Annotated in this window: 18 protein-coding genes; 9 read left to right on the top strand and 9 right to left on the bottom strand. The window is 45.0% G+C overall.

All coding sequences use genetic code 11. From position 1 onward, the window contains the following. Nucleotides 1-419: 419 nt before the first annotated feature. The 5 genes from nhaA to DD616_RS12100 form a co-directional block, all read right to left on the bottom strand. Entirely contained in the window at nt 420-1565 is a 1146-nt protein-coding gene (gene nhaA / locus DD616_RS12080) for a Na+/H+ antiporter NhaA (protein ID WP_170889147.1), read from the bottom strand. Between the two features lie 279 nt (nt 1566-1844). After that, nucleotides 1845-2978, bottom strand: coding sequence for a lipocalin-like domain-containing protein (locus DD616_RS12085; RefSeq protein WP_208871732.1), 1134 nt, complete (start codon nt 2976-2978; stop codon nt 1845-1847). Continuing rightward, nucleotides 2979-5432 (bottom strand): FtsX-like permease family protein, encoded by a 2454-nt coding sequence (locus tag DD616_RS12090; RefSeq protein WP_013857012.1) that lies wholly within the window; start codon nt 5430-5432, stop codon nt 2979-2981. Beyond that, complete coding sequence (locus DD616_RS12095) at nt 5413-6084, bottom strand: ABC transporter ATP-binding protein (protein WP_013857013.1); 672 nt, start codon at nt 6082-6084, stop codon at nt 5413-5415. Before DD616_RS12095 ends, DD616_RS12090 begins: the two co-directional genes overlap by 20 nt. A gap of 123 nt (nt 6085-6207) precedes the next feature. Further along, nucleotides 6208-7584, bottom strand: coding sequence for an MATE family efflux transporter (locus DD616_RS12100; protein ID WP_047689207.1), 1377 nt, complete (start codon nt 7582-7584; stop codon nt 6208-6210). A 40-nt stretch (nt 7585-7624) separates the two neighbouring features. Between DD616_RS12100 and DD616_RS12105 the strand changes: the two genes are divergently transcribed. Beyond that, the gene (locus DD616_RS12105) at nt 7625-9118 is read left to right on the top strand and encodes a DUF2867 domain-containing protein (protein ID WP_194568710.1); all 1494 of its coding nucleotides are present in this window, start codon (nt 7625-7627) and stop codon (nt 9116-9118) included. Nucleotides 9119-9160: 42 nt separating this feature from the next. Here DD616_RS12105 and DD616_RS12110 read toward each other — a convergent pair whose 3' ends face one another. From DD616_RS12110 to rsuA, 3 genes are read right to left on the bottom strand one after another with little or no spacing between them, the layout of a single operon-like run. Further along, a complete protein-coding gene (locus DD616_RS12110) occupies nt 9161-9820 on the bottom strand; it encodes a DUF2913 family protein (RefSeq protein WP_017049847.1) in 660 nt (219 codons plus the stop codon). Next, nucleotides 9820-11028 carry a Bcr/CflA family multidrug efflux MFS transporter gene (locus tag DD616_RS12115; RefSeq protein WP_013857017.1) on the bottom strand — a complete coding sequence of 403 codons (1209 nt, stop codon included), beginning with the start codon at nt 11026-11028 and terminating at the stop codon, nt 9820-9822. The genes DD616_RS12110 and DD616_RS12115 overlap by 1 nt, the downstream gene beginning before the upstream one ends. Nucleotides 11029-11075: 47 nt before the next feature. Next, nucleotides 11076-11771 (bottom strand): 16S rRNA pseudouridine(516) synthase RsuA, encoded by a 696-nt coding sequence (gene rsuA / locus DD616_RS12120; protein WP_094500009.1) that lies wholly within the window; start codon nt 11769-11771, stop codon nt 11076-11078. Nucleotides 11772-11875: 104 nt separating this feature from the next. On the opposite strand from rsuA, the gene radD reads away from it, so the two are divergent. The 6 genes from radD to DD616_RS12150 all read left to right on the top strand — a co-directional run bounded on the left by radD (nt 11876) and on the right by DD616_RS12150 (nt 17133). Then, nucleotides 11876-13618 carry a DNA repair helicase RadD gene (radD, locus tag DD616_RS12125; RefSeq protein ID WP_013857019.1) on the top strand — a complete coding sequence of 581 codons (1743 nt, stop codon included), beginning with the start codon at nt 11876-11878 and terminating at the stop codon, nt 13616-13618. A 62-nt stretch (nt 13619-13680) separates the two neighbouring features. Beyond that, the gene (locus DD616_RS12130) at nt 13681-14070 is read left to right on the top strand and encodes a PepSY domain-containing protein (protein WP_026028016.1); all 390 of its coding nucleotides are present in this window, start codon (nt 13681-13683) and stop codon (nt 14068-14070) included. A gap of 9 nt (nt 14071-14079) precedes the next feature. Next, the gene (locus tag DD616_RS12135; protein ID WP_010318384.1) at nt 14080-14739 is read left to right on the top strand and encodes a response regulator transcription factor; all 660 of its coding nucleotides are present in this window, start codon (nt 14080-14082) and stop codon (nt 14737-14739) included. Further along, nucleotides 14729-16069 (top strand): ATP-binding protein, encoded by a 1341-nt coding sequence (locus tag DD616_RS12140; protein ID WP_064625082.1) that lies wholly within the window; start codon nt 14729-14731, stop codon nt 16067-16069. The genes DD616_RS12135 and DD616_RS12140 overlap by 11 nt, the downstream gene beginning before the upstream one ends. A 227-nt stretch (nt 16070-16296) precedes the next feature. After that, nucleotides 16297-16575, top strand: a complete 279-nt coding sequence (gene rplY, locus DD616_RS12145) for a 50S ribosomal protein L25 (RefSeq protein ID WP_010318386.1) — start codon at nt 16297-16299, stop codon at nt 16573-16575. Between the two features lie 165 nt (nt 16576-16740). Beyond that, nucleotides 16741-17133 (top strand): ribosome recycling factor family protein, encoded by a 393-nt coding sequence (locus tag DD616_RS12150; protein WP_017047699.1) that lies wholly within the window; start codon nt 16741-16743, stop codon nt 17131-17133. A gap of 1 nt (nt 17134) precedes the next feature. Here the strand turns inward: DD616_RS12150 and DD616_RS12155 are convergent, their stop codons facing one another. Beyond that, complete coding sequence (locus DD616_RS12155) at nt 17135-17491, bottom strand: PilZ domain-containing protein (RefSeq protein ID WP_017046184.1); 357 nt, start codon at nt 17489-17491, stop codon at nt 17135-17137. Between the two features lie 290 nt (nt 17492-17781). Between DD616_RS12155 and DD616_RS12160 the strand changes: the two genes are divergently transcribed. Both DD616_RS12160 and DD616_RS12165 read left to right on the top strand, forming a co-directional pair. After that, nucleotides 17782-19068, top strand: a complete 1287-nt coding sequence (locus tag DD616_RS12160) for a DEAD/DEAH box helicase (RefSeq protein WP_094123731.1) — start codon at nt 17782-17784, stop codon at nt 19066-19068. A gap of 200 nt (nt 19069-19268) precedes the next feature. Continuing rightward, a complete protein-coding gene (locus DD616_RS12165; protein ID WP_013857026.1) occupies nt 19269-19889 on the top strand; it encodes a LysE family translocator in 621 nt (206 codons plus the stop codon). Nucleotides 19890-19950: the final 61 nt, after the last annotated feature.

Raw genomic sequence — 19950 nt, forward strand, 5'->3', positions numbered from 1 at the left:
CTTCGATGAAAGATTACTAAATCAGAGAATCAAGGTTCGGTGATAGAACTGTCTTCAAGCACAGGGCATAGAGGAAGTACAAAGCTGATTAACGTCAGTGTGTTAAGTGATGATGAGTTCAATGTTGGGTTTCCCATTCACATGCAGCTCCCGCTGCAAGAGTATCCCGTCTATCAACAAAAGGACTTGCTGATACCTACCCTACGTAATGTCACAATCAGCCTGAATGGTCATTACGCGTGTCCCCCAGAAGCTACTGTCCGAGATTGGTGCGAAAAATATCAAAAAATAATTACGCTGGCAATAATTTTCAATAAATCGATAAAAACTTAAATTTTCTATTGATTAAGAATATTGATAAATCAAATGGTTAGTTTATAAAATGAATCAGCCCTCGTATTACGGAGGGCTGATTATTCTTATGCGTTTTTTGGCAAAGATAAACGAAGCAATATATAGCCTACAATCGCGGCAGTGGTCGAGCCCATTAATATACCGAGCCGTGCAAACGTATCAAATTCAGCATTGGTCGGTCCAAAAGCCAATGACGAGATAAAAATCGACATTGTAAAGCCAATACCACATAGCACTGACACGGCAAAAATATGCTTGAAATTGATCCCTTCAGGCAATTTAGCGACACCGAGTTTCACCGCAGCCCAACTGAAGGTAAAAATACCCAATGGCTTACCAATAAATAGGCCAAGAGCCACGCCCAAAGGCAACATTGACGTGAGGCTAGATACGGAGATCCCTTCCAGTGAAATCCCGGCATTGGCAAATGCGAACAATGGCAGAATACCAAAAGCGACATACGGGTGTAGCGCATGCTCAAGATGTTTTAGCGGAGAATATTCGCCTTTATTACCTTTCAGCGGAATAGCAAAACCAATCACTACACCAGCCAAGGTTGCATGAACACCAGATTTAAGTACGGCAAACCATAAAATCGCACCGACAATTAAGTAAAGGCTGATTTTGGTAACATGCTTGTTGTTTAGTATAAAAAGCACACCAGTCATTAAGAAACCGACGGTTAACGCAATGGTAGAAAGATCACCGCTATAAAATAGCGCAATAATGACCACAACCCCTAAGTCATCAATAATCGCAAGCGCCAGCAAGAACACTTTTAAGCTGATCGGAACACGTTTACCCAATAGCGCCATAATACCTAGCGCAAACGCAATATCAGTGGCCGCTGGGATCGCCCAACCTTGAATCGCTTGTGCATCACCAGCCGTAAACAGCACGTAAATTAATGCTGGAGCAAGCATACCGCCGACGGCAGCAATGGCTGGGAAAATAGCCGTTTCTTTGGATTTAAGAGCACCTTCCAACAATTCACGTTTGACTTCTAAACCAATCAACAAAAAGAATACGGCCATTAAGCCATCATTGATCCAATGCGACACTGACATTCCAAACACGTAGGAATGTAAAAAAGATTGGTAAACATCATTTAGCGGTGAGTTAGCAATCATCATTGCAATTGCAGCAGCAATAACCAGCAAAATACCACCTGCTGATTCCATCTTGAAAAAGTCGCGAATCACATCACTCATGATATCGTCCTTATAGTTATGCATGTTAATAAACCATTAACAAATGAATATGACAGAGTTTATACAGTAGCTGATAGAAGTAAAAATCGCTTGTTCAGATATTAAGAATCGGAATTTCCGAGTCAAGCATAACAATACAACGTATATTCCTTGGTTTTCACTATTTTCCCATTGTTGATTAGTTTTCATGCATAACAATTTTACAACAAAATAAAAAAGGTTCACAAAAACACAAAGGCCAAGAACAACTTGACCTTTAGATTCCGCAAATATTTGAACTTAGTTGCTCGTTAGTTGCATGAAACCCGTCACCTTATGACTACCATCGGTGATAATGGGGCCTTCCCAATAAGGGATCAGAAAGGGTGACCACAAATCGCGATTCACCGCTTTCGTCACCAGATGAATATTATATTTAGGGATGTTTACCACCCATTGTAACGGGATGTCACGCTCATTCTCCGACGCGGCAGAAACGACAGGAACTAAATCAATTTCATCAGCAGATAGTGCGATCGTGGTGCCCGAATCTTTCACAATTGCCCCAAACAAATAGGGCTCTTGCTGAAAATAACGATAGCGATTAACCAATAAGGTTGTTTTGCTATCGAGTTTAACGAACAACTTATCCCATCCCTGTTTAGCGTTAGGCAGTAGATTATTACCCCACTCCTTGCTCAGCCATGCATTACCTGTGACTTGAATGGGTTGAGAGTTAACACCTAAGTTGAGCACACCTTTGACCTGCAAAAACGGTGCTTGGAGACTATATGAGGCTAAAGAGAGTGAATCATGCTTTTTTTGGTATCCCTGCTGACCAGGTAATACAAATGGCCCAGAGAGGTTATTTTTTAATGAAAGTGAAAACGTATCCATCGCTACGTCTAATACTCCAGGAAATGGAGTCGTCCCCGGTGCGCGCCAGTTCCAATTATCAATCCACATTTTAAACGGTTTTAATTCTAAGCCGGCTTGACCAATTCCGCCCCGCGCAATCCGCTGTTCACGCCAGACTTCATTCTTTGAAGAGATCACCACATAAGCAAGATAAAGCTGAGGACTAAGCCATCCATTGGCATCTCGAGCTTCATTAGCGAGACGAAAATAACTCCACTGGATCCCATATTGCTGCCCATGCTCATCACTGACATTCGCAAAGTAATGCCACCACTCATGTTCAAAACCTTGATGAAAATTGAAATCTTGAGGAAGTCGTACCGGGCGATTAGGAAGCACGAACTCGAACGGGTGCTCTTTCGATATTGATGATGTATCCATTTGCTTAGAAGCTGTTTCAGAAACGGCATATTCTGAAATCGTTTGCTGTGCCTGCCAATACTGGTGCCACGAATAGAGGCCGAACAATACAGCAATCAACAAAGAGCACAAAAGTACGAGGTATCGTTTCATCATTTATAACGCGTCTCTAAATGAGCTAATCGGTGGCCTTCTGACCAAACGAATAACCGGGATTGCACCTGCGCACATCAAGGTCACCATCGCCCATGCTGCCGTTTTCAAATACTCCCCGGGGATCAACTGCAGTTGGATTGTCCAACCAAAGGATTGTTTAATCACGATGTCCACCACAAGACGAGCGAGTGCAAGCCCTAACGGCATCGCAATCACGAGCGCTATCGCCCCAAAAACACATAATTGCAAGCTGCCAATCACCACCAGCTCTTTACCAGAAACACCCAAACAACGCAGTAGCGAAACGTGTCGCTGGCGGGAAACCTCTCCGGCTAACGTAGCAAAGAAAATACCACACACGGCAATCAACAAAGTAATACGCCCGAGCGTATCGGCGATGGCAAAGGTTCGGTCAAACACCCGCATCGCTTGAGTGTGGATGTGATTGTTATCAAATATCCGCTCAGGGCCTAACCTAAATACCGATTCTAGTCGCTTCTTTAATCCTTGGTCATTCACACCTTCGTGCAAAACCACTCCTAGCGCCACATTTCCCGTACTGGCAAACGCAAATAACCAATTTTGGTGTGACAATAAGACTTGGTGGTAAGGGTTACCATAATCGTAATACACTCCCACGACTTGCCACTTTTGGCCCAAAGGCTCAGAAAGGTCAATAAAATCACCAGGCTTAATGCCTAATTTAAGCGCCATGGATTCACTGATCATCAAACTCTTTGAATGGTGTAAATCATACCAATAGTTAGGAACAGCGAGTTTAACCGTCAACGAGTCTAACTCACCATCCGAGATACCTGTGCTGACCACTTGCAATGCACCTTTGTCAGTGGCGAAATCTTTTTCCCAACGCCACCAAACATCATTGACCTCAGGCTGCGCTTTCAACCAACTGCTCATTCTTGATGCTGAACTGTTGGTAGGATAGACATAAATATCGGCCGCTAAACGTTGGTTTAACCATTTTTCAGTAGTGTCTCTAAAGCTACCAACCATGGTTTCAATGCCAATATTCGCCGCCATAGCAATCATAAATGCCATAGTTGCGACACCGCGATAGCTCATACTGGCCGCTGCATCGGCAAAGAACCAACGCGCTTTTACCCAAGCGAGTGAATAGGAAAAACTGTTGAACAGCGTCCAAATAAGATAAGGCGTAAACAACGCAACACTGAGTAACATCAACGCAATAATTGCAAAACCAGAAAGTTGCGTTTGTGGAACTTGATACACGGCAATCGCCGCGACAGTCAATGCGCAAGCAACAAGGGCTTGCAGGCGAAATTCTGTGCCAGCAAATCGAAGCAAAGAGAGACGAGCCGAAAGACGAATAGGCTGCGATTTTAGCAACCGGACGAGGGGCCAAGCGCACGCCGCAAATGCACCAATCAACGCCATGGCTAAACTGTAACTACTCCACTGCCAATTCCAGCTAATCGATAAACCAACATTAGCATCATACAAGTCACCCAAACTGGCTGAAACCGCTGGAATAAGTTGATTAGCCAATAATAACCCCAATCCGTTTCCGCATATCCAGCTAAGCAGGACCATGCCAAACAACTCAATCACCAATGCTTGGGTAAGCTGCCAGCCAGAAACGCCCGCTTGCCGTAATAACCCGACTAAAGGTTGACGCTGGATTAAAGATAAAGACATGGCTTGGTAGAATATGAATAGCCCGACCAAAAATGCCAACATACCCATTGCATTGAGATTGAGATGAAAAGCACGCGTGAGTGATTCCAGCTCAGTGCGAGAACTACGGACTAGCGTCAAACCATTAGGTAAATTATCTTTTAGTCTTTTCAGTTTCTCTGGCGGCATATCACCACAAGCAATAACAGATAAGCCCGAACTTTTCTTGAGCATTCGCACCAAGGATAGATCCGCAATAACGCGTGTGCCGTTGATGAGATCTTGTTGATCGATCTGAATAGGACCTAACTTTGATTCATCATCAAGCACGATAAAATCACCCGTTTGCCAACCTTGGAGACGAGCGAGATCAACACTCACCAAAATAGGATACGGCGGATTCATCAATGATAATGTCGAAAATTCAGATAGAGGAAGGCCGCTATTGGTTGGCAACATCGCGACGGGATCAAGCCCAATCAGCGAAATATCCGTGCCATTTTTTGTCGTCAAACGATGGTTTTCAAAAGGAGCGCACTGAGAAAATCCATCACGGCGCAACTGAATATAGAAACCTTGGGGGATTTTATTGGCAATATGCTTGGAACGAATACGATAAGGTAATGGATTAGAAAACAGCTTTTCGCCATGTTCATAACTTTGACGAGCATGCTGGTTGATGGCCGTCACTCCCACCAACAATGAAACGCCAAGCGTTAAACCCAGCCATACTAGAATGATTTGTAAAGGATAACGCCGATAATGACCAAGTAGCGCCTTAACTACGGGCCATAACATGCAACAACCCTCCTTGTAAACGTACGCGACCATCCATATGCTGCGCGACTTTTTCACTGTGCGTCACCAATAATAACGTGCAATCCAGCTGGCGAGTTAAGGTCGTCAATAAACGCATCACCGCCTCGGCATTACGCTCATCAAGACTACCGGTTGGTTCATCTGCTAATAAAATCTTAGGCTCCATGTACAAGGAGCGCGCGATCGCAGCACGCTGCTGCTGCCCACCAGAAACCTCTTCAGGGTATCGGCCTAGCAACGGCATTAAATCAAGCGAAGAAAGAATTTGACGCAGTAAACCTTGGTCTTCCGGCATTCCTTTCAACTGACGACAAAAGCGAATATTATCCGCGAGATTGAGGGTGGGAAGAAGATTAAACTGCTGAAATATATGACCAATGTTATTTCGGCGATAAGCGGTACGCTTATTTTCTGACGTGTCATGCATGGCAAAACTTGGAAACCAAATTTCGCCAGAATCGACAATATCTAATCCGGCAATAAGGTTGAGTAATGTACTCTTACCCGAACCACTTTCACCCATCAATGCGATTTGGTCGCCTCGGTTTAACGTTAACTCTGCCCCCTGTAGCACGGGATGAAATTCATCGCCATCTAGATAGCCTTTACACAGGTTGGTCAGCTGTAACATCAAATCGCTCGCAATCGACTAAAATTGGATTGTGAATCTACACTAATTCTCCTGTAGTAGAAAGCATTTTGGATACCGGATCACATTATGTGCATCAAATTGCACCACCTAACTGCGTTGTGTCTAATTTTCAATCAAATTTCGCATCCACTTCTTGCTTTTCATTCGATAAAGAGAACCGCCCCATTTAATCAACTCTTCAACGAGAAACAATAAATAGATGGCTTCAGGCTTAGCACCAAGCACAATCGCACAAAATGCGGCTAACGGAATACCGATCAGCCACTGCGCGACTAAATCTTGATAAAGACAAAACTTTACGTCACCGCCAGCTCGCAACACGCCAACAATCACAGTCATTGGAATGGAACGTAAAATGATGCCAAGGCTCAGTATCACGATAAACTCTTCAGATAAAGCACGGGTTTCATCCGTCAAGGCGGTGAAAGAGTTCAGGATAGGGATCTGCACCACATACAAAGCGGCAGCGACAACCACGCCCACAAGAAGGCTGATGATAGTTAAGCCCAAGGCTTGATAATAAACGGCATCGTACTGCTTAGCGCCAAGTTGGTTACCGACTAAAACCGCAGCCGCATTCGACATCCCAATCAGTAAACTCAATGAAATCGATTCTACTGGCGTCATCACCGATAGCGCCGCTAAACCTTGCACACCACTTTGCCCCATGATGGCATGGTAGACAAATAAACCGCCTGCCCATGCAAGGAAATTAAAGGTGGTTGGCAACGAAAGCTTCAAAAAACGAGAAATGGTAGGCCATTCAATGATGGCTCGGATATCGTCAATTCCAAACGCTAACAGATGTTTCTTGGCATAGAGGTAACCGTATAAACACGCGACTTCAATAAAACCACTGAGCACGGTAGCAATCGCCGCACCTTCGATTCCCATTGCGGGAAAACCCAATTTGCCGAAAATCAGCACCCAGTTTAAAAACACGTTTGAAACAATACCAATACCGCTAAAAAACGTACTGAGCCCCGGTTTATGCATCGCTCGCAGCCCTACCGCCATACTACTGACGCAAGCTACAGCAAACATACTGAGTGAGGTAATAATCAAATATTGGCTACCTAGCGCATTAACGGTCTCGGAATCCGTGGTTAGTGCCATAATTTGACTTGGAAACAGTAAAAATAGTGCCACCGTCATTACAGCAAATAGGTTAGCGACTAACCACGTAAGTGCCGTACTTTCTCGCACGCCCTGTTTGTTTCCTGCGCCCCAATACTGAGCTGTTAAAAGTGCGCCTCCGGTTGTCACGCCCACTAGCATGATGGTGGTGACAAAAGTTGCTCTAGCGGCAACGCCTACCGCAGCAATTTCTGCCTCACCTAATTGCCCTAGCATCAAAACATCCACTAGACCACGGCTAGAAAACATAATACTTTGCAAGGTGATCGGCAGAGCGATAGCCATTAAGCGACGGAAAAAATCGCCTCTTGTATGTAACACGATTTGCGAAAAAACAGACAACCGATCACCTCAAATTCAACACATTGATAGCACAGGAAAAATGAAGTCGCTATTATACGTCTGTGAGCATAATCTAACCATCTTATTTGAAGGGACCGTCATGAAAAAAGTGTTAGTACTCGGCGCATCAGGCTATGTCGGCTCACAACTGTTACCTTTGCTATTAGCGCAAGGTTTTCAAGTAACGGCCGCAGCTAGGCACATTGACTATTTAACCTCACGTGCCATATCTCATCCCAACCTTACCTTGCGTTATTTAGACCTTACCGATAAAGAGGCGACACTTGCGCTTATCCCACAATTTGAACTGGTTTATTTTTTAGTGCACGGTATGGCGCAAGGACATGATTTCGTCGACTATGAATTGTCGTTAGCGGAAAACGTTAAACAAGCCCTTGAGGTTAGCCAGGTCAAACACCTGATCTACTTAAGTGCGATTCAGCCACAAACCGGAAACTCAGAGCACCTCAAAGCACGGAAAATGACCGGCGATCTACTTAGGAAAAGTCCTGTACCAGTGACCGAATTAAGAGCCGGTGTCATTCTTGGACCGGGATCAGCCGCATTTGAAATCATGCGTGATTTTGTTTACAACTTACCGATGCTCATCACTCCCAAATGGGTTGATTCCAAAGCAAATCCGATAGCGCTGGAAAACCTCAATCATTATCTACTTGAATTAGCCAATGAGCAGCCCGTTGCACACCAATTATTTGAAGTCGGTGGGCCTGACACCCTCTCCTACCGCGAACAATTTGCCATTATTTGTCAGGCAACGCAGAAACCATTTCGGTTATGGTCTACCCCACTATTAACCCCCAAAATGGCTTCTTACTGGCTAGGTCTTATCACCTCCGTCCCCTCTAATATTGGCAGAGCACTACTTGCCGGTTTAGATCATGATTACATTGCCGACTCACAAGCCATTGAAGCACGCTATCCCCAAAAACTGACCCCCTATCGTGACGTTGTCACCAAAATAATCGAGCATGAAGGGGAATTTACACGCTCGCAGGTGTGGGGATTTGATCCAAGTGCCCTACAGCGTTGGCAACCCGGTTTTGGCTACTATCCTAAACAGGCAGGAGCAACGATTCAGACCAGCGCTTCTGCTGAGGCTTTATGGGATGTTATCCGAACCATAGGAAGCCGCCAAGAAGGCTATTTTTTTGCCAATGCACTATGGCGTACACGCGAATGGCTCGATCTTTTATTCGGTGGTGGCAAACCTGTGCGCCGCTCCCCTTGTGGCCCGGAACTGCAAGTTGGCGATTTTATTGATTCGTGGAAAGTGATCCGCTGCCAACCTCAACAGTTTTTGTCTCTTCTTTTTGGGATGAAAGGCCCTGGATTAGGGCGATTGGAATTTACCATTAAAGATCTAGGCGAAACGCGAGAACTCAATGTGACCGCATGGTGGCACCCCAAAGGATTCTTAGGGTTACTTTACTGGTTCGCGATGATGCCTGCCCACCTTTTTATTTTTAATGGCATGGTCAAAGCCATCGTCAAAAAGGCACAAAAAAAGAGCTAGCGAAATCGCTAGCTCTGCAACTTATTGGGTTTCAATTTCATACTAATCAATAGGAAAGCCTAATGGAATTTCAGCCAATTGCACGCCATGGTTGCTTGGGTATATCAAATACTCACCATGATATTTCACATTCGACTTATAATCGGTACGTTTATGCACCATAAAGCCAGCACTGCTGGCTTTTTCGACGAAATCAGCATGATGGCCCCGTACAAACCAGTTCATCGGCTTCACGAGCAGTTCACCATCAAAGCATGATTCACACTGATTTGCGCACAAAGCCAATGAGTTTTGCCCATCGGTAAAAAGCTGTAATTTGCCTTCATTCACCAATGGATCACATGTTGTCACTTCCCAGTGAGCCGCTTCCATGAATTCCAAAAACGCGTCAATTTTCTTATCGGTAATGATGTTATCCGCGTCTTGCGCAAAAAACTTACCGTAAAATGCTGAGATGCGTTTGAAGATAAACAGTAATTCAGATTGGTTGCCTTTCGAACGTCCAGCTTTCTGCCAACGATTTAAATCATCCACCACACAGCGATGAAATCGTTGTGCTTTCAATGCCTTACTCACCCAATGCACCAAAAAGTGATTATTAGCTAAAGGCGCATTCACCAGCTTATTCGCTTGGTGTTCTGCTGTTAACTCTTGCAGCGCTGTATTCACTACACGTTGAATTTCGAGGTAATACTCTGACATTACGCCTTTCTTCCTAATGTCCAATAAAAAAGAGATGAAAGTACCGAGCACGCCGTCATGACCACAATCATCGGCCACTCAACATCACTAGGCATCATCGCGACAATCGCCGCAACCACTGAGCCTGTGCCAAAACGCAACGTTCCAGCCAGTGAAGAAGCGGTGCCCGCCATTTTCGGATAACCACTTAACAATAATCCCATTGAATTACTGCCTATCGTTGACAATGTACCAATAAAAAGCACCACAAAAGGCACAATGCCCCATAAACCAAGGTTGAGTAACCACGCGATAAATAGCCCGATACCTGCGCACAACTGAATCAACAAACCAAAGCGTAGCATGGCGTGGGAACCAACTCGTTTCACCATTCGACCATTTAAACTGGTCATGATAATCATCGCGACGATATTGAGGCCAAACAGGTAACCAAATTGATCAGGATCGACTCCATAAATATCAATATAGACAAAAGAGCCTGCGGTCAAAAAGGCAAACATACCAGCAAAAGAGAAAGCACCAGAAAAAACAAGCCCCATCGCGACTGGGTTACGGCTTAACTGCACATAGTTGCGAATGGTATTTCGAAAGCGTAGTGGTTGACGATTTTCTGCACTGAGCGTTTCTGGAATTTTCCAAACCACGAGAGCAATCACCACCGCGGCAAAAATAGCCAACACCCAAAATATCGAACGCCAACCAAACCAAATGGCCAAGTGTCCGCCAATCATCGGCGCAGCTAACGGAGCAACAGTCATCACTAAGGTGACAAAAGACATGGCGCGAGCAAAATCTTCGCGATCAAACATATCACGCACCACCGCTTGAATAACCACAGCCGCCGCTGCTCCAGCAAAACCTTGCGCAGCGCGAACATACGTTAACGCTTCAATACCTTGCGTAGTCGCACTCACAGTGGCAGCAATACCAAACAGTAATACGCCGATCAGCAGCACTGGGCGACGGCCATAACTGTCGGCTAGAGGACCATGCAATAGTTGGCCTATCGCAAAACCAGCGGTATAAGCGGTCAGCGTCATTTGTACCGCTCCAGCACTCACACCGAGATCTTTAGCAATCGCTGGCATGGCTGGCAGATACATATCAATCGCCAGCGGCGTTAATGCGCCAATCGCGCCTAATACTAAGAAGAGTAAAAAACTAATGTGCGGCGTATTATTCGCTGTAACAGGTTGAGATGAAGTCATAGTTCTCCAGATAAATAAGGAATGAAGTTGCAGTAAAGCTAGGCCGTTCAAGCCCCAATAGAAGCCACTTCTTGGTCAGTCAAATAACGGTATTCACCGGGCTCTAGTGCCTCATCTAACACAATATGACCAATGCGCTCACGGTGAAGGCCAACCACTTTATTGCCTAAAGCAGCAAACATGCGTTTAACTTGATGGTATTTGCCTTCATGAATGGTCAGTAAACATTCATTCTCACCGACAACTTCCAATTGCGCAGGCAAGGTTAGCTCACGCTCATTACGCAGTTCAATACCCGTTAAGAATTGTTCGACATAGTTCGTTTCAATAGGGTCGGCAAGCCAGACACGGTAGGTTTTGTCGCATTTGTGTTTTGGCGAGGTAATGCGATGAGACCATTGGCCGTCATCGGTGATCAGAACCAAACCTGTGGTATCGACATCCAAACGTCCTGCAAAATGCAAGTCTTGAACATTCACTTCATCGAGCAAAATAAATGCCGTATGATTGAAGCCGTCTTCATGTGAGCAAACGTAGCCAGCGGGTTTGTGTAACATGATATAGCGCGGGCCATGCAAGATTAACTCACGACCTTGCCACTCCACCTCACACTCCTGCGTCACCTGCAATGAACCACTTTTTTGCGTCTTACCATTTACTGTGACATCACCACTTTTGATGATCTTGGTGGCTTCTTTACGTGTCGCACCTAACGCATCACACAAAAATTTATCTAACCGCATGATTACCTCATCTAAATCAAGTCAGGTATTATACGCAGCTAAAATGAAATAGTTGATCTATTTCACTGTTTTTATCCAGCGTTCAACAAGAGACAACGCGAGTTATGTACACACTTCGCCCTTATCAATCGGACTCGGTCAAAGCCGTGATCCACTATTTTCGTCATCACACTACGCCCGCCGTAATTGTACTACCGACGGGTGCAGGAAAAAGCTTGGTCATTGCTGAGCTGGCAAGGCTTGCCAAAGGACGAGTCTTAGTACTAGCGCACGTGAAAGAACTGGTAGAACAAAACCATGCCAAATACGAGGGCTACGGTTTGCAAGGCGCGGTATTTGCGGCAGGTTTAGGACGAAAAGAGACCGATCAACAGGTCGTCTTTGCTTCGGTACAATCCGTGGTGCGCAATTTAGATGCCTTTAAAAATCAATTTTCATTACTGGTGATTGATGAATGCCACCGCGTACCGGATGAGAAAAGTAGTAGCTATCAAAAGGTGATCACCCATTTAAGCGAGCTTAACCCGGGAATTAAAGTGTTGGGGTTAACCGCTACGCCTTATCGTTTAGGCATGGGCTGGATTTATCAATACCACACTCGCGGCCAAGTGCGCAGTGAGGAGCCTCGCTTCTTCCGTGACTGTATTTTTGAGCTACCGATCCGTTATCTGCTCGATGAAGCTTTTTTAACGCCAGCGCGAATGGTTGATGCCCCCGTGCTCAGTTACGATTTTTCGCAGCTAAAACCCGCCAATACCGGGCGCTACAAAGAAGCCGAACTCGACATGGTGATTGAGCAATCGAAACGTGCCACACCACAGATTGTTCAACAAATCATCCAACTAGCACAGCAAAAACAGGGAGTAATGATCTTTGCGGCCACCGTTCGCCACGCCCAAGAAATTGTGCAATTACTGCCCAATAACGAAACTGCCATCGTCATTGGTGACACTCCGACCCCTGAGCGCGACACCATCATCAAGCAGTTTAAACAGCGCCAAATCAAATTCTTAGTTAACGTGTCGGTATTGACCACAGGTTTTGATGCTCCGCATGTTGACCTGATTGCGATTTTACGCCCCACCGAGTCCATCAGTTTATATCAGCAAATTGTCGGACGTGGGCTACGCTTATCCGCAGGAAAAACCGAATGTTTGGTATTGGATTATGCGGGCAATAACTATGATCTTTATCAACCAGAAGTCGGTGAGCCAAAGCCCGATCCCAACAGTGAAATTATTACCATTCCCTGTCCGGCCTGCGGTTTTAATAACAACTTTTGGGGTAAACTCGATGCCGCTGGTTTTTTGCTTGAACACTATGGTCGACGTTGCCAAGGCTATTTTACAGACGAAGAAAGTGGCGAACGAGAACACTGTGGTTACCGTTTTAGAGCAAAATATTGCGGTGAGTGTGGGGCTGACAACGATATCGCCGCACGTATCTGCCATGAATGTGACGCAACACTGGTTGACCCTGATAAAAAGCTCAAAGAAGCACTCAACCTCAAAGATGCATTGGTTTTTGAATGTATCGAAATGGATTTGAATGTACATAAAGATGCAAGTGGAAAAGCGCAACTGCGCGTTACCTATCGTGGTGAGAACGATGCGCAAGTCCACGAATTTTGGCCACTAACCACCAAGAAACAGAAACAGGTGTTCCACGACCAATTTGTGCGACCACACCTAGCCGATAAGCATCGCCCTTTTGATCAATCTTCACCAAGCAAAGTGGTGGCTCATCAACACCGTTTTCGTCCACCACAATTTGTCATTGCGCGAAAAGTGGGACGATTTTGGAAAATGCGCGATAAGATCTTTGAAGATGAGCTACAAAACCGATGATTCACTTTCTATTCATGTAAGGTCATTTATACTCTGTTCATCTTATTTACAGGGGGCGCAACATGTTGTTCAAAAAGGGTAAAGCTTTCGCACACTTACTGCTGCTCTCATCATTATCCTTACCCACTTTAGCTGCGAGCAGTGATGTACACGATTGGGTTCAAGACACTTATAAGCCAGGAACCAAGGTAGAGATTGATGAGGATCAAGACGAGGTCTACGCGGCAGTTCAAAAAGGTTTAATTCATCCATTGTCTGAGCTTTATGCCACGATAGATAAAGAACTCAATGGCCGAGTTATCAAGGTAGAGTTAGATGAAGATGATGGTGAATGGGTCTACGAATTAAAACTGATGCATGACAACCGAGTTATCCGCGTAGAATATAATGCAAGCACATTAGAACTAATGGCTATTCGTGGCAGGAACCTACGCGACATCATCAAAAAATAGAGAATAACCATGAAAATATTGGTAGTCGAAGACGATCCTCGTCTTGGGGAACAAATTGTAGAAGCGCTTGAACAGACCGGCTGGGTGCCTGAATTATCACAAGATGGCATTGATGCACTCTATCGCGCTACATCAGAAGAGTGGGATGTGATTGTGCTCGACCTCGGTTTACCCAAGCTCGATGGGCTCACCGTATTGAAAGGCATTCGAGATGAAAACATTAATACGCCCATTGTGATCCTCAGTGCAAGAGACGGTTTGACTCAACGAGTCGAGGGCTTAAATGCAGGAGCAGATGATTACCTCACCAAACCATTTGAGATGGTGGAATTAACCGCTCGTATCCGCGCACAACTGCGCCGAGCATCAGGTAACGCTTCCCCTGTGATGCAAATCGGTGACTTAAGCCTTGATACTCGAACCTCTAAAGTGATGTGGCAAGGTCAAGCGGTGAGCTTGACGGCACTGGAATACAAAGTGGTTGCCTACTTCATGCACAATGCCGACAAAGTCATTTCACGGACTGAACTGGTGGAACACATCTACAAACAAGATTTCGATAGAGACTCCAACACCATCGAAGTGTTTATTGGCCGCATCCGTAAAAAAATCAATAACAACATTATCAAAACCGTGAGAGGACTGGGATACCAGCTTAATGCAAAATAAAACCTCGGCCTTAAAGCGCCTCAGTTTAAAAAGTCGTTTACTGCTCGCGGCAACGTTTTGGTTAGGTACCATGATTTTAGCGGCGGGAATTGGCATTCCCACACTGATCAAAGACTACCTAGTCAATGATGTGCAAAGTCAGCTACGTTTAGCGATGGATGAAATCACGGCGAACTTGGAAGCGACACCGCAAGGGAATCTAGTACTGTCGTCGCGCCTTTCCGACCCTCGTTTTAGCCAACCCTACAGCGGCCTTTATTGGACGGCCTCAAGCCATGATCAATCGCTTCGTTCTCGCTCATTGTGGGATAAGCGCCTTATCAGCGAAAAACATGGCTTGAAAAACATCGTCAAAGGCGCAAGAGATGAAAAACTGATCGTCATTGAACAAATCATCTACTTACCAGATTTCCCTTCTCCTATCACCATTACCATCGGTCTTGATGAAGCGCCATTACAAGACACTTTAAACAGCGTAATTAGCCAATTGTGGATGATACTAGGTCTGCTCTTCAGTGGTGTATTGGTGCTGATTGGCTTGCAAGTCAGTTGGTCATTACGGCCGTTAGGGAAAATGCAAAAAGAGCTGGCCGCATTGCGCAAAGGTCAACAAGCCAGTCTCAGTGACGAGTACCCAAAAGAAGTCTTTCCGTTAGTCAATGATTTGAATGCACTGTTATTCCACTATCAAGAATTGCTTGAACGTGCACGTAATCATGCAGGCAATCTCTCTCACGCTTTAAAAACGCCGATTTCTGTACTGCGCAATGAGATCGATCATCTTGATTTCGCACAACAGCAGAAACTCAGAACACCGATTGAACAGTTACAAAAGCAGATTGACTACCATCTAGGCCGCGCGCGCATGGCTGGCTCAATGAATATTCTTGCGGTAAAAGCCAATCCAAGCGAACGGGTAGATGCTATTTCTATGGCATTTGACAAAATTTACGCACAGCGTGAAATCACGTTAGTTAATGAGTTGGATTCTGATCTAGAGGTTGCCGTTGACCCAACCGATCTCGACGAGATGCTCGGCAACCTACTGGAAAATAGCTACAAATGGGCAGCTTCTTTGGTTCGAGTTCACGCAAAAAATCGAGAAGAAGGCTGGGTAGAAATCCACATTGAAGACGATGGCCCAGGTATTGCTGAGCAAGATCTGGCTAAAGCGGTACAACGTGGCGTGCGCTTAGACGAAACAACCTCTGGATCTGGGCTTGGGTTGAATATTGTCAGTGAAATGGCGCACAGTTATCGCGGTACGCTAACCCTATCGACTAGCACCATGGGGGGGTTAAAAGCGGTGCTAACTTTTCGTTCGGTTTAATGGACGAAATCGAACTCGACATTAAGCAATAAAGACTGTCACGGTCCTTCGTAACACTGCAATAAATCGATGCTGCAAGGGATTTTCTATTGCCCCATCTTAGATAGAGTGCTAGTATCCGCGCTCGTTTTGTTAGTAATCATTGATTCACTATCAAAGCTATACCACATCAGCAAGGTCGCATTGCAGATGTGAAGTTTATTTTTACTAATTTGAGTGTAAAAACTATGAAATTCGAAGCAGTAGTACGTACTGAACTAGGTAAAGGTGCGAGCCGCCGCCTACGTCACGCGGGCCAATTCCCAGCAGTTGTTTACGGTGGTGAAGCAGCGCCAGTTGCTATCGCACTGGATCATTCTGACGTGATCAACCAAATGGACAAACCAGAATTCTACGAAGCAATTACTCTAGTAATTGATGGCGCAGAAGTAAAAGTTAAGCCACAAGACGTTCAACGTCACGTGTTCAAGCCAAAAGTTGAGCACATGGACTTCATCCGCATCTAATTTCCTACCAAGGAATTAGTTGGATAAAATCCAACCTTTTGCATAAAGACTATCGGCCTTACCATCCGAGAAATCTAAAAATTCGAAACCCCGATAGCTACCAACTATCGGGGTTTCACCGTTTTATAAGACCGTGTTATAACGGAAAGTCATTCAAACAAGAACATGGCTATTATGATCATCACGATTTCCCTCCCCTCATTGATTCATCGGCTTGGTGGAGAAAATGCGAAAAAAGCAAAAATGCTGGCGAGAGAATATCAGTGCGACCTGAAACGAATACGACGTTCCAGAAATTGGCAAATCAGTGGTGAGATAACGCAACTTGAATTATTGGCAAATCGGCTCAGAGAACTTGATTCACTGGTCATGCAATTTTTAATAACGAGACTCAAAGACAAACTGGCAGAATATCAGGAACAGCTTGAACCCAAATCAGCCAAGTTGGTAAGGCTTGTTAAACAAAACCCATCAATCACTCTCGCCGAACTTATGCACATCACGCACTGCACAATCGCAGAAGCACGCACCGCTCGTTTCAACGCAGACAGTTTTTGATTTAAGCAGAACGTAAAGACGAGAAGTAAGACGGGTATCTTTGGCGAATATAACGCTGTTCTTCAACCATGTGCTTAAAAGCAGGACCATTGGATAGTTGAACCACGACTTCATCTTGTTGAAAGCGCAGTACTTGACCTGCAATTTTGACTGTATTGTTGCTGCGTAGCTGCACCGTACCAGACATTGATAGACCACAATATAAGGTAGTCACTCTCGGCATTGAAATACGAATGCCTTGCTCTGATATTTCACAGACATGGAATAGCTGATCATCAATTTTTACGGTAGGTCTCGCCCGCTTTGGATACTTTAAGCGGTAATATTGCCGTTTCTGTACAAAATCTGCATTGTCCATGGCGTCTATGCATCCTTTATCAAGGTTAATTACTTCTGCGTCAGCATGATGCTACGCAAGTGTTGAGAGTCTACCATTTATTATCGGCTTCTGAAGTAAAAACATAATAGAAAGATAGGCAACCGCTATGAATCACCAATTCATCTCATTTGTGAACTCAAATACAATTGGTCAATAATGTAGGAAATTTATCACTGATCACGATAAACGTGAGATAAATCACTCTAAATCCTATATAGTGCACGGCTAAAATTAAGAACTGTAGGCTGTCTGCTTAAGGAACCCGTTAAATGTCATTTTCATCTCAAGGTTTTGCACCTGAACTTGTTAAAGCGCTTACTGAATGCGGCTATGAAAAACTTACCCCCATTCAGCGACAAGCCATTCCCGAGGCTCGTAAAGGGCATGATATTTTTGCAACGGCGCAAACTGGCACAGGCAAAACCGCAGCATTCGCACTGCCCGTTATTCAACATCTGTTAGATAGCGGCAAGCAACCTTCGCCTAAAACAGCGCGAGGCTTAATTTTGGCACCCACGCGTGAATTAGTGGCGCAAATTGCCCAGAACATTAAAGACTACGTCAAGTACACCAAACTCAGTGTCGCTGCTGTTTACGGTGGAAATAAAATGTCTTCTCAAGTTCGTCAGCTTGAAATGGGTGTGGACATTTTGGTCGCGACCCCTGGCCGACTAGAAGAGCATTTAAGTGAAGGTAATGTTTCACTCGCCAACCTTGAGTTTTTGGTTTTCGACGAAGCAGATCGAATTTTAGATATGGGATTCATCAATCCCGTGCGTAAAATCATGCTGGAAGTAGAAACCTCACCGCAAATCATGATGTTCTCGGCCACTACATCCACTCAGCTTAACCAACTGGCGGGCGATATTTTACGCAAACCCAAACGCATTAATGCTGATCGTGCCAATACCACGGCCGCAACAGTGGCGCATGTGGTTTACCCTGTCGATCAAGAGCGTAAAACGGAACTGCTATCTGAACTGATTGGCCGCAAAAATTGGCAACAAGTCTTAGTGTTTGTGAACTATAAAGAGACGGCTAATGACGTGGTTAAAGAGCTGAAACTGGATGGCATCAAGGCCGTGCTGTGTCATGGCGATAAAGCACAAAGTGCACGTCGACGCGCTCTTGAAGAATTTAAAGAAGGCAAAGTGCGTGTCATGGTTGCGACCGATGTGGCTGCACGTGGTTTAGATATCGTCGACCTGCCGCACGTGGTTAACTATGACATGCCATTTCTCGCCGAAGATTATGTACACCGCATAGGTCGTACTGGTCGTGCTGGCAAACAGGGACATGCTGTCTCATTTGTCAGCCGCGAAGAAGAGTTGACTGTTGTTCAGGTTGAAAACCTTATCCAGCAACGCATCCGCCGTGTTGAACAGCCTGGTTATGAGCCTAAACAGCGTGATGCCTACATTGAAAAACTTCACACAAAAGCGGCGTACAAAGATCGCCAAGGCCGTCGTAACAACCCAAATGACGAAAAGCCAGATCAAGCCTCAGCAGAACGTCGTTTGAACATGATGAATCGACTAAAAAATCGTAAGAAGTAAGCCATAACAACGAAAGAGCTGCAGCAATGCGGCTTTTTTCATCTCTGTGCATCCTATCTATGCTTCATCATCCCAAACGGTCATCTTTATTGGTTTCAATCCGTAAGTAGCACTGTCGTCAATTGCACAGCAAAGTGAAATAGTGAAGATTGTAATTAATGTGTATGCTAGAGCTCTTGTCTCTCAACACGGATTGATTAATGAGCAGTACTTTACTTCTGGCATTTATACCAACATTCTTTTTTGTTTCGATTACTCCAGGTATGTGCATGACATTGGCACTGAGTCTTGGGATGAGTATTGGTTATCGCCGAACTTTATGGATGATGATGGGAGAGATCGTCGGTGTGGCGTTCGTTTCCATCGCAGCCGTTTTGGGGATGGCTTCGATTATGCTCAATTACCCTTGGCTCTTTACCGGATTCAAAACCATCGGTGCCATCTATCTTGGCTATATAGGCATTCAGATGTGGCGCTCAAAAGGCAAGCTTGCCCTCAGTAGCGACTCACAAGTCACTCCCCATAACAAAGACTGGGATCTTGTCATGCAAGGTTTTGTGACCGCGATTGCTAACCCTAAAGGCTGGGCGTTTATGATCTCCCTACTTCCGCCTTTTATTAATAGTGAAGCACCACTTGCACCTCAACTATTACTGCTGGTGTCCATTATTATGGTCTCAGAATTTGTCTGCATGACACTTTACGCAACAGGTGGCAAGGGGTTAAAACGAGCTCTAGGGCATTCAAAAAATGTGCGTCTAATGAACCGTATTTCAGGCTCATTGATGATAGGTGTTGGATTCTGGTTATTGATGAGTTAGTCGTTAAAGTAGTAGGCTCTGACTTTTGGCCAGAGCCTTAACCGTTAATTTAAAACTTTAG

Source organism: Vibrio anguillarum, assembly GCF_003390515.1.
GTDB lineage: Bacteria > Pseudomonadota > Gammaproteobacteria > Enterobacterales > Vibrionaceae > Vibrio > Vibrio anguillarum.

Coding starts and splice junctions, on each gene's coding strand:
- DD616_RS12105 (WP_194568710.1), top strand. CDS start 7,625: ATGAAGTCGCTATTATACGTCTGTGAGCATAATCTAACCATCTTATTT.
- rsuA (WP_094500009.1), bottom strand. CDS start 11,771: ATGCGGTTAGATAAATTTTTGTGTGATGCGTTAGGTGCGACACGTAAA.
- rplY (WP_010318386.1), top strand. CDS start 16,297: ATGAAATTCGAAGCAGTAGTACGTACTGAACTAGGTAAAGGTGCGAGC.
- DD616_RS12115 (WP_013857017.1), bottom strand. CDS start 11,028: ATGACTTCATCTCAACCTGTTACAGCGAATAATACGCCGCACATTAGT.
- DD616_RS12155 (WP_017046184.1), bottom strand. CDS start 17,491: ATGGACAATGCAGATTTTGTACAGAAACGGCAATATTACCGCTTAAAG.
- DD616_RS12165 (WP_013857026.1), top strand. CDS start 19,269: ATGAGCAGTACTTTACTTCTGGCATTTATACCAACATTCTTTTTTGTT.
- DD616_RS12135 (WP_010318384.1), top strand. CDS start 14,080: ATGAAAATATTGGTAGTCGAAGACGATCCTCGTCTTGGGGAACAAATT.
- DD616_RS12095 (WP_013857013.1), bottom strand. CDS start 6,084: ATGTTACAGCTGACCAACCTGTGTAAAGGCTATCTAGATGGCGATGAA.
- DD616_RS12140 (WP_064625082.1), top strand. CDS start 14,729: ATGCAAAATAAAACCTCGGCCTTAAAGCGCCTCAGTTTAAAAAGTCGT.
- DD616_RS12160 (WP_094123731.1), top strand. CDS start 17,782: ATGTCATTTTCATCTCAAGGTTTTGCACCTGAACTTGTTAAAGCGCTT.
- nhaA (WP_170889147.1), bottom strand. CDS start 1,565: ATGAGTGATGTGATTCGCGACTTTTTCAAGATGGAATCAGCAGGTGGT.
- DD616_RS12110 (WP_017049847.1), bottom strand. CDS start 9,820: ATGTCAGAGTATTACCTCGAAATTCAACGTGTAGTGAATACAGCGCTG.
- DD616_RS12150 (WP_017047699.1), top strand. CDS start 16,741: ATGGCTATTATGATCATCACGATTTCCCTCCCCTCATTGATTCATCGG.
- DD616_RS12130 (WP_026028016.1), top strand. CDS start 13,681: ATGTTGTTCAAAAAGGGTAAAGCTTTCGCACACTTACTGCTGCTCTCA.
- radD (WP_013857019.1), top strand. CDS start 11,876: ATGTACACACTTCGCCCTTATCAATCGGACTCGGTCAAAGCCGTGATC.
- DD616_RS12085 (WP_208871732.1), bottom strand. CDS start 2,978: ATGATGAAACGATACCTCGTACTTTTGTGCTCTTTGTTGATTGCTGTA.
- DD616_RS12090 (WP_013857012.1), bottom strand. CDS start 5,432: ATGTTATGGCCCGTAGTTAAGGCGCTACTTGGTCATTATCGGCGTTAT.